This is a genomic window from Methylorubrum zatmanii, from assembly GCF_014845115.1.
In the GTDB taxonomy this organism is placed as follows: domain Bacteria; phylum Pseudomonadota; class Alphaproteobacteria; order Rhizobiales; family Beijerinckiaceae; genus Methylobacterium; species Methylobacterium zatmanii.
On the sequence record NZ_NKUI01000104.1, the window covers coordinates 18,568 to 33,313 of the forward strand.

The following is a 14,746-nucleotide window of genomic DNA, read 5'->3' on the forward strand; positions in this document are numbered from 1 at the left end:
TCCGTCCAAGTCCTTCAAAACCATTCCTGATGCATCGCCCGCAGGAAGGCGGCGCTCTGAACCGGATCTCCGGGCAGGTCACCGATCACTGCGTCGACACCGCACCGGGGACAGAGCGTGGTGCCGTCATCGGCAACCACGCTCCGATCTCGTCCGGTGCGAACGTGTCCAGGCCATAGAAGCAGCCGCACGCGGCACTGCTTCTCACCTCGGCGGCGTGCCGCGCGCTGTGCCGATGGGCTGCACGCGGCACGTCCGAATCGAAGGTCGTCAGCCCACAGAGCCTTCGAGGCTGATGGAGATCAGCTTCTGGGCCTCCACCGCGAACTCCATCGGCAGCTGCTGCAGCACGTCGCGGACGAAGCCGTTGACGATGAGGGCGGTCGCCTCCTCCTCGGAGAGGCCGCGCTGCTGGCAGTAGAACTTCTGGTCCTCGGAGATCTTCGAGGTGGTGGCCTCGTGCTCGAAGACGGCGGAGGCGTTCTTCGACTCGATGTAGGGCACGGTGTGCGCCCCGCACTGGTCGCCGATCAGGAGCGAGTCGCAGTTGGTGAAGTTGCGGGCGCCCTTGGCCTTCTTGTGGGCCGAGACGAGGCCGCGATAGGTGTTCTGCGAGCGGCCGGCGGAAATGCCCTTCGAGATGATCCGGCTGGTCGTGTTACGCCCGAGATGGATCATCTTGGTGCCGGAATCGACCTGCTGCATGCCGTTCGACACCGCGATCGAGTAGAACTCGCCGCGAGAGTCGTCACCGCGCAGGATGCAGGACGGGTACTTCCAGGTGATGGCCGAGCCGGTCTCGACCTGCGTCCACGAGATCTTCGAGCGGGCGCCACGGCAATCGCCGCGCTTGGTCACGAAGTTGTAGATGCCGCCCTTGCCCTCGTTGTCGCCGGGATACCAGTTCTGGACGGTCGAGTACTTGATCTCGGCATCCTCCAGCGCCACCAGCTCGACCACCGCGGCGTGGAGCTGGTTGTCGTCGCGCTTCGGGGCGGTGCAGCCCTCGAGATACGAGACGTAGGAGCCCTTGTCGGCGATGATGAGGGTGCGCTCGAACTGGCCGGTATCGCGCTCGTTGATGCGGAAGTAGGTCGACAGCTCCATCGGGCAGCGCACGCCCGGCGGGATGTAGACGAACGAGCCGTCGGAGAAGACGGCCGAGTTCAGGGTCGCGAAGAAGTTGTCGGTCACCGGCACGACCGAGCCGAGATAGGTCTTCACGAGGTCCGGGTACTCGCGCACGGCTTCCGAGATCGGCATGAAGATCACGCCGGCCTTCTCCAGCTCCTTCTTGAAGGTGGTCGCCACCGAGACCGAATCGAACACGGCATCGACCGCGACGCGGCGCTCGGGCGCGATGCCTTCCAGCGCCTCGACCTCGCGCAGGGGAATGCCGAGCTTCTCGTAGGTCTTCAGGATCTCGGGATCGATGTCGTCGAGCGATTCCGGGCCCTGCCGCTTCGGCGCGGCATAGTAGTAGATGTCGTTGTAATCGACCTTGTCATAGGCGACGCGCGCCCATTCCGGCTCCTTCATGGTGAGCCAGCGCTTGTAGGCGTCGAGGCGCCATTCGAGCAGCCATGCCGGCTCGTTCTTCTTGGCCGAGATGAAGCGGATCACGTCCTCGGAGAGGCCCTTCTCGGACTTCTCCATCTCGATCACGGTCTCGAAGCCGTACTTGTACTGGTCGAGGTCGATCGAACGCACCCGATCGATGGTCTCCTGCACTGCAGGCATTCAACGTCTCCTACCGACTCCGGCGTCAAGGACCGGGGGTTTCCAACGAAAATGGCTTGGGCGGGCGGCGCTCAGGCTGCCTGCCCTCGCCGCTGATATAGGGATGCGGCGAGCCGTTCGAACCCCGCAACGAAGCGTTCGAGGTCCACATCCCGCGAATTCCAGCCGAAGCTGACGCGTAGGGCCCCCGCAGCGAGCGCAGGGCTCACGCCCATCGCCGCGAGGACCGGGGAACGGGCCACCTTGCCCGAGGAACAGGCCGAGCCCGACGAGACCGACAGGCCGGCAAGATCGAGGGCGATCAGTGCCGTGGCGGCCTCGAGGCCCGGCACGGCGAAGCTCAGGGTGTTGGGCAGGCGCGGCGCCCCCTCCCCGAACACGACGATATCCGGGACCATCCCCCGCAGGCGCGCCTCAAGGGCGTCGCGCAGGCCCGCGAGCCGGATGCCTTCGTCGGCGAGGGCGTGGCGGGCGATCTCCGCCGCCTCGCCCAGGCCGACGATGCCGGGCAAGTTCTCGGTACCGCAGCGCAGGCGCGCCTCCTGGCCGCCCCCGCGCAGGAAGGCCGCCTCCAGGCTGACGCCCGGAGCGAGGACCATCGCGCCGACCCCCTTGGGCGCCGCGAACTTGTGACCGGACAGGGTCAGGGCATCGAGCCCGAGGGCGGCGGCGTCGAGCGGGATCTTGCCCACCGCCTGCACCGCGTCGCTGTGGACCATGGCGCGACCATGGGCGCGGGCGAGCCGCAGGATCTCGGCGAGCGGCTGCACCACCCCGGTCTCGTTGTTGGCCGCCTGGACGGAGATCAGCACCGCCTCGTCGCGGCAGACGTCGAGCCGCTCCGCCAGCGCGTCGCACCGCAGGAGTCCGGCCGCATCCACCGGCAAGACATCGACCGCACCGGGCGCGAAGCGGTGGCCGGCGGAGACGCAGGGATGCTCGGTGGCGGAGATCATCAGCCGGGTCGGGGCCGGGAAACCCTGCTTGTGCAGGGCGCCGGAGAGCACGGCATTGGCAGCCTCGGTGCCGCCGCTCGTGAAGGTGACGGCGTCGGAGGCCACGCCGAGCAGGGCGGCGAGCTGGCCCCGGGCCCGTTGCAGGGCTTGGCGCGCCGCGCGGCCCTCGGCATGGATCGAGGAGGGATTGCCGGGCAAGTCGAGCGCGCGCGCGACCGCCAGCGCGACTTCCGGGCGCACCGGGGAAGTCGCGTTGTGATCGAGATAGCTGCGCGCTGCTGAAGTCATCCCGCCGTTCCGCTCCGCATCGTCCTGCCGAATCCTGATTTTCTTGATTTTGCCCCCCTCCCCCGTGCTAAGCCGCGCGAATCGCGTGCCTCCGCACCGTGTCGGGTTGCGAGCTTCAGTTTAGAATAGTTCTAATCGTCTAGAATTATTCTAAGAGCGCTTGTAAGTGGCGCGCGCAACGAGTCAAGCCGTGGCCGGCATCGTGCCGGCCCTATTGCCTGTACCCTTGCGCCGTTCCTTTTCGGAATCGCGCGGCGGGGTGCGGATCATCTTGAGGACACCATGCCCGAAGTCATCTTTTCCGGCCCGGCCGGCCGACTGGAAGGCCGCTATCAGGCGCCCAAGAAGAAGGGTGCGCCGATCGCGATCGTGCTCCATCCCCACCCCCAGTTCGGGGGCACGATGAACAATCAAATTGTGTACAATCTTTTCTACACCTTCGCCAATCGCGGATTCGCAGCCCTGCGCTTCAATTTCCGCGGGGTCGGGCGCAGCCAGGGCGCGTTCGACCACGGCTCGGGCGAACTCTCGGACGCGGCGGCCGCCCTCGATTGGGTGCAGTCGGTCAACCCTGAGGCGAAATCCTGCTGGATCGCCGGCGTGTCGTTCGGCTCGTGGATCGGCATGCAGCTGCTGATGCGCCGCCCGGAGATCGAGGGCTTCATCTCGATCGCCGCCATGGCCAACCGCTACGATTTCACCTTCCTCGCCCCCTGCCCCTCCTCCGGCCTGTTCGTGCACGGCTCGGAGGACCGGGTGGCCCCGGCCCGCGAGGTGATCCCGGTGATCGAGAAGGTGAAGACGCAGAAGGGCGTCATCATCGAGCACCAGATGGTCGAGGGCGCCAACCACTTCTTCGACGGCAAGGTCGACGAGCTGACCCAGACCGTGGACACCTATCTCGACAAGCGCCTCGGTGCGAAGACCGAGGCGGCGTAAGGCCGAAGCCCCCGGCGGCCGTCAGCCTTTGACGGTCGCCGTGAAGTCGGACCATTGCTCGACGCGAAAGGCGCGCAGATCGCGTACGGAAGCCGGAAACCAGGGCAGCGCCTTCAACGCCGAAATTGCCGCGAACAGCTTCGCGAGATCCTCGTTGCGGCTGACATAGAGGCTGCCCTGGATCCAGTCGAAGCCCTGCTGAGCACGCACTGTGCGGATATCGCCATAGGCCTGCGCAACACCTTTCGGATGATGGACTTGCGTCTCCGCAACCACCAGATCGAAGGCAATTGCGAACATCAGCGCTCCCTGGGATCGTCGAGGATGTCCGCGAGCGGGTAGTCGAGTTCCTCCCCCGTTTCCAGGACGCGGACCCGCATGCGGAGCGCCTCCTGCGGTCGCGGCGCTCCCAAGCCGACGATCTCGTAGACCGGCCCAACAGCACCGAACCGTCGCCAGGATCCGATCAAGGTGCGCGGCTCTGGAAGGGCGGCGGGCTTTGCATCGCGCATCGGCATCCTCGCTCTCGCAGGGTCAAAACCGGTTCCGACACCATCGCACGGATTGTCCGTGGCGCCGAGATGTCGCCGCATCGCTCAGGCCACCCTCGCCGGCTCGGCGACCGCGTGCAGCACCGGCACGGCGGGCGCGCCCTCCCATTCCGAATGGGCGGGGATCGACTCGCCCTTCATGACGATGGTGAGCGGGCGGAGCCGGGCGAAGTCGCCGACCCTGGTGTCGTAGAGGACGGTGGAGAAGGCCCCCACCGAGACGCCGCGCCCGATCTCGACCCGGCCGACCTTCATGATCCGGTCCTCGTAGAGATGAGTCTGCAGCGCCGCCGAGCGGTTGACCGCCGCGTAGTCGCCGATGGTGACGCAATCGAATTCGGTGATGTCGGTCATCAGCAGGCAGGTGCCTTTGCCGACCTTCACGCCGAACAGGCGCAGCACCCAGGGCAGGAAAGGCGTGCCCATCAGGTGCTCCAGCAGCACCTTGCCGGCCAGGCCCCAATAGGCCACCGCGATGGCCTCGGTCCGCATCGCCCACCACGACCACATCGGACGCATGCCGGGGCGGTAGGTGCCCATCAGCAGCCATTTGAGAACGATGACGCTCGTGGTCTGGATCAGCGCGATGACGACGCTGGCGGCCACGAAGGCGAAGGCCAGCCCGGCCCAATCCTCGGCGAGGATGGCCGGGTAGAACACGAAGTCGATCGTGCAGATGGCGAGCGAGATGTAGAGCATCGGCGAGAACGAGGTGGCGAAGGCCTCGAACAGGCCGCGCCGGAGCTTGGCCGCCTTGCTCGGCTCGAAGGTCTGGGCGGCCGAGCCGAGATCGACCTTCTGGCGCACCGGCAGGCGGATCGGCGGCGAGCCGAACCAGGTTTCGCCCGGCGCCATCGTCTCGTTGGCCGGCGGCTTCGACTTGATGCCGATCAGCACGTCGTCGGGGATCCGCGCCCCCGGCGGCAGCACGCCGTCATTGCCGACGAAGACGCGGGCGCCGGTCTCGACCGGATGGAGATGCATCCAGCCGCGGCGGATCTCCTCCTCGCCGACCACCACCTCGTCGGCGATGAAGTTGTTCGCGCCGACCGAAACGAGGTCGTGACGGGAGCCGAGATTGGTCGAGATCTCGGCGCCCCGGCCCATCCGCGCGCCCATCAGCCGGTACCAAGCCCGCATGTAGACGGTGGCGAACAGCGAGGAGAGCGTCTCCAGGGTCACCTCGGAGGCGAGCGCCACGAGCCATTTGCGCAGGTAGAAGCCCGACCAGATCGAGTAGGTGCCGTGGGTCGCCCGCGGCAGCACCGCCCAGCGGATGGCGGCGATGAGCAGCACCGTGCCCGCCGTCATCAGCATGGCGGTCGGCCAGGTCAGCAGCGGCAGGTAGGTGTGGTAATCGACGTCGGTGATCTCCGAGAGCTGATCGGAGATCTGGTCGAAGATGTAGAAGGCCGGGAAGATCGGCAGCAGGCCGACCGCCGGCACCGCCGCCAGGAGGAAGGCGTAGACCGCGCCGAAGGCCGCCCGGCGCGCCGGCGAGGCGGTGGCCGGCTCGGGAAGATCGGCGAAATCGACGGTGCCGACCCGGCGGCCCGGCGATCCGTCCCAGGCCTCGGCCGTGCCGATCTCGGTGCCGGCCGGCACGGTGGTGAGGTCGGCGATCTCGGCATGGTCGCCGATCACGGTGCGGGGGCCGATGACGCAGGAGGTGCCGATGGCGACGTCCTCGCCGATCTCGACGGGGCCGATGACCAGCTCGTCGCCGACGACCTCGGCATTGGCGATCACCAGCCGGCCGCCGAGGGAGGAGCCGCGGCCGATGCTCAGGAGGTCGGCCGCGCCGACATCGAGATCGGAGATCAGCACGTCCTCGCCGATCTTCGCGCCGAGCAGGCGCAGATAGGCGACGATGGCCGGCGAGCCCTGGAGCCACTTGATGTGCACCAGCGGCGTCAGGCGCTGCGCCAGCCACCAGCGGTAATAATAGACCCCCCAGAGCGGGTAGCGCCCCGGCTTGGTCCGCCCGAGGATCAGCCATTTGGCGGCGATGGCGACCGCCGCCGTCACCGCGTTGATGCCGATATAGACGAGCAGCAGGACGCCGAGTTCGCCCCAGAAACCGAGCCCTCCGCCGGTGAGCAGCAGGTAGGTGACGAAGATGCCGAGCCACTGCGCCGTGGCCAGCGCGATCACGAAGGGCAAAGCCACGGCCTGGGCGAGGCCGCACAGCGCCCGCCGCAGCAGCGGGGGCGGGGCGAAGCTCAGATCCCGCACGGCGGTCTGGGCGCCGACGCCGCCGGTCCGCTCGATCAGGTGTGACGCCATCGTCCGCAGCGTCCGGCCGGTATAGACGTCCTGCAGGGTGATGCCGGCGAGCGCCGGGATCTCGCGCACCGCGCCGACGAAGCGGGCGGCGAGCAGGGAATGGCCGCCGAGTTCGGAGAAGAAATCCGCCTCGAAGCCGATCGGCTGGTCGCCGAACACCCTCTTGGCGGCTGCCAGAAGCGCGGCCTCGGTCTCGTTGTCGGGCGCTTCCTGCTCACCCTCGGCCACCGCGACGGTCAGCGGAGCGATCCGCAGCGCCTTGCGGTCGACCTTACCGGAAGTGAGCCGCGGCAGGGTCTCCACGGTCTCGAAATGGCCGGGCACCATGTAGGGCGGCATCTGCGCCGCGAGGCTCTTCCGGAGCGCCGCGCGGTCGAGATCGGCCCCGCGCTCGGGGACGAGGAAGGCCACCAGCCGGTCGACCTCGTCGTCCCGGCGCAGCACCACCGCCGCTTGATTGACGCCGGCCTCCCCCCGGATGCGGGATTCGATCTCGCCGAGTTCGACCCGGAAGCCGCGAATCTTGACCTGATCGTCGATGCGGCCGTGGAAGACGATGTCGCCGTCGGCCGTCATCGAGACGGCATCGCCCGAGCGGTAGAGGACCGGATCGGTCCCGTCGGACGGGTAGGGGTTGGCGACGAACTTTTCCGCCGTCAGCTCCGGCCGCTTGAGATAGCCCTTGGCGACGCCGGGGCCGCCGATCAGCAATTCGCCCTGCTCGCCGGGCTTCAACAGGGTCAGCGCCTCGTCGGCGACATAGACCGAGTAATTCGGGATCGGGCCGCCTATGGTGACGGGCCGGCCCGGCTTCATCTCGGCGGCGGTCGCCACCACGGTGGCCTCGGTCGGCCCGTAGGTGTTGAACAGGCGCCGCCGGTCCGTCGCCCAGCGCGCCACCAGTGGCTCGGGCAGGGCCTCGCCGCCGAGCAGGACGAGGCGGACGCTGGGCAGATCGCCGGGGATCATGGCGAGCAGGGTCGGCACCGTGTCGAGCACGGTGACGCGGGCCTCGGCGATGATCGCGGGGAGGGCTTCCACATCGCCCATCATGGCCGGGCTCGCCACGAACAGGCAGGCGCCCACCAGATAGGGCACCCAGATCTCCTCCATCGAGAGATCGAAGGCGACCGAGGCGCCCTGGAACACCACGTCGTCGGCGCGCATGCCGTAGACGGCGTTCCCCGCGCGCAGGAAGTGGCAGATATTGGCATGGCTGATGACGATGCCCTTCGGCACGCCGGTCGAGCCCGAGGTGTAGATCAGGTAGGCCGGGTGCTCCGGGGTCAGGCCGGCGGCCTCGAGATCGGGCGCTGGCCTCCCCTGCCCCGCCGCCAGAAGCTCCGTGCTGGTGACGGGCGGCGTGCCCTCCGGTGCCTGGGGCCGCAGGGCCTCCGAGACGAGGAGCGCCTTGGCCGCCGCATCCCCTAGGCAGACCGCGACCCGGTCGGCGGGTGCCTCGGCATCGAAGGGGAGCCAGGCGGCGCCGGACTTGGTGATGCCGATCTGCGCGATCAGCAATTCGGTGCCGCGGGCCATCCACAGGCCGACCACGTCGCCGGGGCCGATGCCGCGGCTGGCGAGCCCCGCCGCGATGGCATCGGAACGGGCATCGACCTGCGCATAGGTCAGGACCGGGCGGCGGCCCTCCACCCCGGGCTCGGCGGCGTTGATCAGGCAGGGCGCGTCCGCGCGTTCCGCGGCGCTCGCCCGGAACAAAGCGGCCAGGGTTTCCCGGCGGATCAGGTCGGGGCGCGTGGCGCCGCGCAGGACGGCGCGGCCGTCGGGGCCCTCCCCCCATCCGCCGTCCTGCCGGTTCCGGCTTTTCTCGGCGAGACCGCTCATCGATGCTCCGCTGCCGCTTGTCGTGTCCGGCCGATCATCTCGCTGCGCGCGACCGGTAGCCGGGCCCCACTCCTGAGGCCCAATGGGCGGCGCCCTTGGCGGTTTTGCGACATGATTGCGCCGTCACGGAGTTTTCGGCCGGGGCGCCGCCTTCCGCGAGACCCCGAGGGTCGTTCCTTACACGGAGCCGACGGCGAAGAAACGTGCGTTCACAAACGCCGCGCCCACCACCGCGACTGACGCGTCCCTCACCCTGCCCCTTGCCCGGCCACCAGGTGAAGCGTGCGGGCGGCGGGCGAGAGCCGTACCTGCCGGCCCCAGCCGAAGCCGAGGAAGTCGTGCTCGATCCCGTCGGCGAACACCACCCCGCCCTCGTTCATCCGCGAGGTCACCACCAGATCCGCATCGGTGAGCTTGCCGGCCCGTAGCCGGGTGGCGGTGGCGACGCTCGGGAACGGCTCGCGCACCCAGTAGCCGACCGCCCGCTCCTCGGGCGCGAGCGGCAGGCCGAGCGCGGTCGCCTCGGCGATCGAGCGCGCCCAGCCGGTGGCTCCGGTGCCGGAGGCGACGATCAGCCCGCTGGAGGACTGCTCCTCCGCCGCGATGCCCCCCTCGTCCGGCGCCTCGATCCGGTAGCGGGCGGATTGGTGGCCGCGATGACCCACGAAGATCTCGTTGAGGGCGAATAGGCGCTCGCCGCCGTCGAGCACCGCCTGGACCATGGTGCGCTGCTCGATCGCCACCGCCCCGGCGACGCTCGCCGGCAGCAGCCGGCCCAGGCCCTCGACGCGGTTGCGCACCAGCACCCCGTCATAGAGGTCGGGGGCCGGGTTGATCCCGATCACCGGCTGGCCGTCGAGATACTTCGCGACATTGGCGATCAGCCCGTCCTGGCCGACGGCGACGACCACGTCGTCGGGGCCGAACAGGAAGCGGTCGAGATCGGCCCGCCGCACCGAGGCCTGGCGCCACTCCCCCGGCACCGTGGCCCTGGCCCGCGCCAGCACGGCGTGGAAGCGGTCATGGCGCGCCTCCACCTCGGCCAGTCCCTGACCCCGGCTCTCCAGGAAGAAGCGTGCTTGGCCCCTGGTGGCGTGCCGGGCGATCAGCAGCTCGTAATCGGTCTCGCGGGTGACGAAGACCGCCCGCGGCGCGAGTGCGGCCATGGCATTCGTCCTTTCGCCTCAGCGCGGCGTGAGGGTCGGCGGCCGGCGGAACTCGCCGAGCACGGTGGCGAGCAGGTCCGGCGTCACGGTGACGTGCTCGATGGTGTCGAGCTTGCCCGCCAGAGCCTGGGCGGCGAGGCCCAGCAGGGTGCCCGGCGCCACGTCGCGATAGACCGCGATGCGCGCCCGCTCGGCCTCCGCCCGTGCGCCCTCGACCACACGGATGCGCTCGGCCTCCGCCCCGGCGGCGATGCCCTCCGCCTCGGCCCGCGCCTCCGCCCGGTTGCGGGCGTTCTGCGCCTCCTCCGCGATCAGCAGCGCCTCCCGCCGCGCCAGTTCGGTCTTCGTGGCGAGTTCGTTCTCGGCGATGGCGCGCTCCTTCTCCACCGCCAGGGCCCGGCGGGCGAAGGTCGCCTCGTCCGCCTTCTGCTGCAGCGCCTCGTAGGTCGGCGTCTGCAGGGCGCGCTCCAATTCGCTCGACGGCGCGAGGTTGGTCAGCCGCACCGACACCACCGCGACGCCGATCTCGGCCAGCGACGGGTCGGTCCCGAGGGCCGCCTGCAACTGCCCGCGCAGGGCCTCAGGCCCGGCATCGAGCAGGGCCCGCACCGGCGCCTGCCCCAGGAATTGCAGCACCGTCTGGTTGGCGAGGCCGGCGATGCGCGCCTCGATCTTCTCGACCGGCTCGCCCTGGAGCCGGCCGGTGCGCAGATCGAGGGAGAAATCGACCCGGGCGGCGAGGCGGGCGGGATCGGCGACGTGCCAGCCGACGCTGCCCTGCACCGCCACCGTCTGGAAGTCCTGGCTGCGGCCACGGACGAACAAAGTCATCTCGCGGTCGTCCATCGGCACCTCGCTGACGCTGGCCGTCTCCGGGCGGAACCAGAAGACGAGGCCGCGCCCGCTCTGCCGCGCCCGGCCGTTGCGAAACCGGATCACGTAGCGGCTGGCCTCGCTCCTCAGCTGCGAGAGGACGCCGAAGCGACGGATCGTGGCCATGTCAGTCTCCTTTCCGGAAGCGGAACAGCTCGGCGGGGCGGTAGGAGGTGCCCGTCTCGAGCCGGCCGGTGGGTTCGAGCCAGCCGCGGTCGAGCATCCGGCGGCGGAAGGCGGGCTTGTTGAGGGGCGTCCCGAGGATCGCCTCGTGCACGTCCTGCAGCTGGCGCAGGGTGAACAGGTCGGGCAGCAGGGCGAAGCCGACCTCCGAATAGTCGAGCTTGCCCCGCAGCCGCAGCATGGCGAGGGCGACGATCTCGGCATGGTCGAAGGCGAGCGTGAGGACTTCGCCTCCGGCCGACAGGACCGTGACCGGGCCGCCCGCCTCCCCGGCCCAGGGCACCGCGACGCGGCCCGGCTGCAGGGCCGGGGTCCGCGCCAGAACCTCGGTGAAGGCCGCCTCGGTCAGCAGGGCGAGATAGGCGACCGTGACGATGCGCATGCGCGGATCGCGGTTCACCGCGCCGAAGGTGTAGAGCTGCTCCAGATGAGCCGGCGGCGCCCCCGCCTTCTCGCGCAGGACACGCCCGGCCGCGTCATCGAGCGCCTCGCCGATCCCGACGAAGCCGCCGGGCAGGGCGTGGCGCCCCGCATGGGGGTGCTCGGCGCGTTTCACGAGCAGGACGGCCGGCTGCCCGCCCTGCAGGCCGAGCAGCACCAGATCCACGGTCAAAGCCGGCCGGGCGTAATCGGCGGGATCGTAGCGCGCCAGGAAGGCGGCCTCCGATTCGGCTTGGATCATGACGCCGCCCCATCCCCTTATATCCAACTCGCGTCTTAGCTATGCGCAAGATGGATATATGTCAACGCGACGCTTGGCGATGCCGGCCGGCCTTCCGGTTTCGGCCCCGGCGAGAACGATGTTTGCGGAGACGACCTCAGGCCCAGCGCCAGCCGCCGGGATCGATGACGAGGATGCTGCCCTGGCGGATGCCGATGCGCGGGGCGGCGTAGATGTCGAGATGGCCGTAGACGACCAGCAGCGCCCGGGCGACGCCGCCATGGGCGACCATCACCGTCGGGCGGCGCAACTCCGCCACCACCTCCTCCACCCGCGCCTCGACCATGGCGTAGCTCTCGGCATTCTCGCCCTGGGGCCGGTAGCCCCAGCGGTCGCGGTCGCGGGCGGCGGCCCCGGCGGGATCGCGCCGCCGGATCTCGGCCCAGGTCCGGCCCTCCCAGCTGCCGAAGCCGATCTCCCTCAGGCGCGGATCGGTGCGGTAGCCGGCGGGCGGCAAGCCGATATCGGCGCGAATCGCCTCCATGGTCCGGCGGGTCCGGGTCAGCGGGCTGGCCACGTAATCGGCGGTGGGCAGGACCGCCCCCGCCACACGGCGCAGGCGCTTGGCCGCCTCCCCGGCCTGAACCAGACCATAGGCGTTGAGATCGGTGTCGCGGTGGCCCTGAAGGCGGCCCTCCGCGTTCCAGTCGGTCTGGCCGTGGCGCACGAACCAGATCGTCGGTCCGTCGCTCACGCGGCCGCCCCGCTGCGGCGGCGCAGCCCCGGCATCCCCCCAGCGCCGGATCGGGAACGGCAGCGGCGGCGCATCTGTTGGGAGCTCAAGCTTTTCCCTTCCTGCGGGCCCGGCTGGCGGCCCCGCGATCGGCTCGTGAGCGGATAATTTTCGGCATGGCGCGCAAGAACGGCAAGGACGGCAAGGGGTCTCAGGCGGAGAAAGCGCGGGAAACAAAGTCGCAGGCGGCACCGGTCGGCGACCATCCGCCCTCCTCCGCCCGCTGGGCCCGCGCGGCCGATGCCGGGGCGGGCACCGCGCCGAGCCTGTCGCCGCATCTCCACCCGGTCCTGCCTCCGGCGGCCCCGGGCATCGTCACCGTCGCGCCGGACCAGCGCTTCAGCCTCGCCTCGGTCGATCCGAACGCGACCGGCGGCCTCGACAAGGCCGAGGCCAAGGCCGCGCTCGAGGCGCAGCGGGAGCGCATCAAGGCCCTGCAGGAAAAGCTCTACGCCGAGCGCCGCCGCAGCCTGCTGGTGGTGTTCCAGGCGATCGATACCGGCGGCAAGGACGGCACCATCCGGAGCGTGCTGGAGGGGGTGAACCCGCAGGGCTGCCGGGTCTGGTCGTTCAAGGTGCCGAGCGCGGAGGAGCTCGATCAGGATTTCCTGTGGCGCTACCACGCCCGCGCTCCGGGCCGCGGCCTGATCGGCGTGTTCAACCGCAGCCATTACGAGGACGTGCTGGTGGTGCGGGTGAAGGGCCTCGTGCCGGAGGAGACGTGGCGGGAGCGCTACGGGCTCATCAACGACTTCGAGCGGCTGCTCACCCTCTCGGGCACGGTGATCCTCAAGTTCTTCCTGCACATCTCCAAGGACGAGCAGAAGGCGCGCCTGGAGGCCCGCCTCGCCGACCCGACCAAGCATTGGAAGTTCGACCCCGCCGACCTCGTGGAGCGCGAGAGCTGGAACGCCTACCAGAGCGCCTTCGACGACGCGCTCTGCCGCTGCTCGACCCCCTACGCCCCCTGGCACGTGGTGCCGGCCAACCGCAAATGGGCCCGCAACCTGATGGTCGCCCGCACCATCGCCGACACGCTCGAAGCGATGGACCCGCACTTTCCCGAGCCGCGTCCGGGCCTCGACAAGATCAAGGTCCCGGATTGATCCGCCGCGGGGCCAAGATCCGGCCTGTTCACAAGTTCCGGCCTCCTCGAATCGTCGCCTGAACGGTTACACTCTCCCGCTCAAGCGCGGGGGCCTCGATGCCGACGGTTCGCGAGATCGAGGTGGCCGGCTATCGGTCGCTCAGAAGCATCCGGTTTCCGGTGGGGCCGCTCTCGGTCTTCGTCGGCGGCAACGGCACCGGCAAGACCAACCTGTACCGCGCCTTCGCCCTGCTTCAGACCGCCGGCCAGGGCGGCCTGACCCGGGCGCTCGCCGCCGAGGGCGGGATGGACTCGGTGCTCTGGGCCGGGCCGCGCCGCCGGAACGAGCCGGCCCGGATGCGGCTCGGCGTCGAATTGCTCGACGAGGCCAACGGCCAAGCCTACGGCTACGCGGTCGAGGTCGGTCTCGTGCCCCAGGCCGGGGGCAGGATCTACGGAGCCGCCTTCGCCCTGGAACCCCAGGTGAAGACGGAGCGGCTCATCGTCCGAGCCGGCGCCCGGCCGGTCACGGTGCTCGACCGCGACGGCCCCACCGGCTCCGTCCGCGACGAGGAAGGCCGCAAGCGCCCGATCGGCCAGGATCTGCTGCCGACCGAGACGGCGTTGTCCGCGCTCCAGGACGCCGTGCGCTTTCCCGAATTGCAGATCGTGCGGCAGGCGATGGGGGCGTGGCGCTTCTACCACGACATCCGCACCGATGCCGGGTCTCCCCTGCGCCGCCCCTGCCTCGCGGTGACGACGCCGATGCTGTCCTCCGACGGCGGCGACCTCGCGGCCGTCTTCGCCACCCTCACCCATATCCGCGGCGACACCGCCGATCTCGACGCGGCCATCGCCGATGCCTTTCCCGGCGCCCGCCTCGTGGTGCCGGAGCCGGAGCGGGAGGCGCGGTTCGGGCTGATCCTGCCCGATTACCCGAAGCGGGTCTTCGCGGCCGCCGAACTCTCCGACGGGACGCTGCGCTACCTCGCGTTGGCGGGCACGCTGCTGGCCTACCGGCTCCCGCCCTTCCTCGCCCTGAACGAACCCGAGACCAGCCTGCACCCGGATCTGATGGCCCCCCTGGCGCGGATGATCGTGCGGGCGGCGCAGCGCACGCAGGTCTGGCTGGTGACGCATTCCGAGCGCCTCGCCGCAGCGGTCGCCGGACAGGGCGGGGTGCGTCCGCGCGTCGTGCTCAAGCGCGAAGGCGCGACCTGGATCGACGGCCTGCGGCTCGCCGGCGACTTTTCCGATGACGACGAGGAGTGAAGCGTGGGGATCGCGCTTTGGGCGGGGCCGCCGGGGCCGGGAGAGGAGACGCCGAGAGCACCGTCTTTTTCCGAAAGCCGGTATCCCCCTTTCGGGACGATGCGCA

13 protein-coding genes are annotated in these 14,746 nt (G+C 69.9%); 3 read left to right on the forward strand and 10 right to left on the reverse strand.

All coding sequences use genetic code 11. The features are described 5' to 3' along the window. Window positions 1-14 precede the first annotated feature (14 nt). From MZTS_RS25480 to MZTS_RS13780, 3 genes are all read right to left on the reverse strand, one after another. Window positions 15-140 carry a hypothetical protein gene (locus MZTS_RS25480; RefSeq protein ID WP_281397047.1) on the reverse strand — a complete coding sequence of 42 codons (126 nt, stop codon included), beginning with the start codon at window positions 138-140 and terminating at the stop codon, window positions 15-17. A gap of 130 nt (window positions 141-270) precedes the next feature. Further along, window positions 271-1,740: a Fe-S cluster assembly protein SufB gene (sufB, locus tag MZTS_RS13775; protein WP_192284278.1), complete on the reverse strand. Its 1,470-nt coding sequence runs from the start codon at window positions 1,738-1,740 to the stop codon at window positions 271-273. Window positions 1,741-1,811: 71 nt separating this feature from the next. After that, the gene (locus MZTS_RS13780; protein WP_192284279.1) at window positions 1,812-2,984 is read right to left on the reverse strand and encodes a cysteine desulfurase family protein; all 1,173 of its coding nucleotides are present in this window, start codon (window positions 2,982-2,984) and stop codon (window positions 1,812-1,814) included. Window positions 2,985-3,266: 282 nt separating this feature from the next. Here MZTS_RS13780 and MZTS_RS13785 point away from each other — a divergent pair, with 282 nt between their 5' ends. Then, window positions 3,267-3,923 (forward strand): alpha/beta hydrolase, encoded by a 657-nt coding sequence (locus tag MZTS_RS13785; RefSeq protein ID WP_017484188.1) that lies wholly within the window; start codon window positions 3,267-3,269, stop codon window positions 3,921-3,923. Between the two features lie 21 nt (window positions 3,924-3,944). Here the strand turns inward: MZTS_RS13785 and MZTS_RS13790 are convergent, their stop codons facing one another. The 7 genes from MZTS_RS13790 to MZTS_RS13820 form a co-directional block, all read right to left on the reverse strand. After that, the gene (locus tag MZTS_RS13790; RefSeq protein ID WP_192284280.1) at window positions 3,945-4,223 is read right to left on the reverse strand and encodes a virulence factor; all 279 of its coding nucleotides are present in this window, start codon (window positions 4,221-4,223) and stop codon (window positions 3,945-3,947) included. Continuing rightward, window positions 4,223-4,435 (reverse strand): DUF5397 family protein, encoded by a 213-nt coding sequence (locus MZTS_RS13795; protein WP_192284281.1) that lies wholly within the window; start codon window positions 4,433-4,435, stop codon window positions 4,223-4,225. The genes MZTS_RS13790 and MZTS_RS13795 overlap by 1 nt, the downstream gene beginning before the upstream one ends. A gap of 84 nt (window positions 4,436-4,519) precedes the next feature. Next, a complete protein-coding gene (locus tag MZTS_RS13800; RefSeq protein ID WP_192284282.1) occupies window positions 4,520-8,605 on the reverse strand; it encodes a Pls/PosA family non-ribosomal peptide synthetase in 4,086 nt (1,361 codons plus the stop codon). A 248-nt stretch (window positions 8,606-8,853) separates the two neighbouring features. Continuing rightward, entirely contained in the window at window positions 8,854-9,771 is a 918-nt protein-coding gene (locus MZTS_RS13805) for an NAD(+)/NADH kinase (protein WP_009865238.1), read from the reverse strand. An 18-nt stretch (window positions 9,772-9,789) separates the two neighbouring features. Continuing rightward, on the reverse strand, window positions 9,790-10,770 hold the full coding sequence (locus tag MZTS_RS13810) for an SPFH domain-containing protein (RefSeq protein ID WP_192284283.1): 981 nt from the start codon (window positions 10,768-10,770) through the stop codon (window positions 9,790-9,792). A gap of 1 nt (window position 10,771) precedes the next feature. Continuing rightward, complete coding sequence (locus MZTS_RS13815; protein WP_192284284.1) at window positions 10,772-11,509, reverse strand: NUDIX hydrolase; 738 nt, start codon at window positions 11,507-11,509, stop codon at window positions 10,772-10,774. 136 nt (window positions 11,510-11,645) lie between these two features. Next, window positions 11,646-12,242: a histidine phosphatase family protein gene (locus tag MZTS_RS13820; RefSeq protein ID WP_192284285.1), complete on the reverse strand. Its 597-nt coding sequence runs from the start codon at window positions 12,240-12,242 to the stop codon at window positions 11,646-11,648. 155 nt (window positions 12,243-12,397) lie between these two features. Between MZTS_RS13820 and MZTS_RS13825 the strand changes: the two genes are divergently transcribed. Together MZTS_RS13825 and MZTS_RS13830 are read left to right on the forward strand one after the other, a co-directional pair. Beyond that, the gene (locus MZTS_RS13825; RefSeq protein WP_192284286.1) at window positions 12,398-13,387 is read left to right on the forward strand and encodes a polyphosphate kinase 2 family protein; all 990 of its coding nucleotides are present in this window, start codon (window positions 12,398-12,400) and stop codon (window positions 13,385-13,387) included. 98 nt (window positions 13,388-13,485) lie between these two features. Next, a complete protein-coding gene (locus tag MZTS_RS13830; protein WP_192284287.1) occupies window positions 13,486-14,640 on the forward strand; it encodes an AAA family ATPase in 1,155 nt (384 codons plus the stop codon). The last annotated feature ends 106 nt before the right edge of the window (window positions 14,641-14,746 follow it).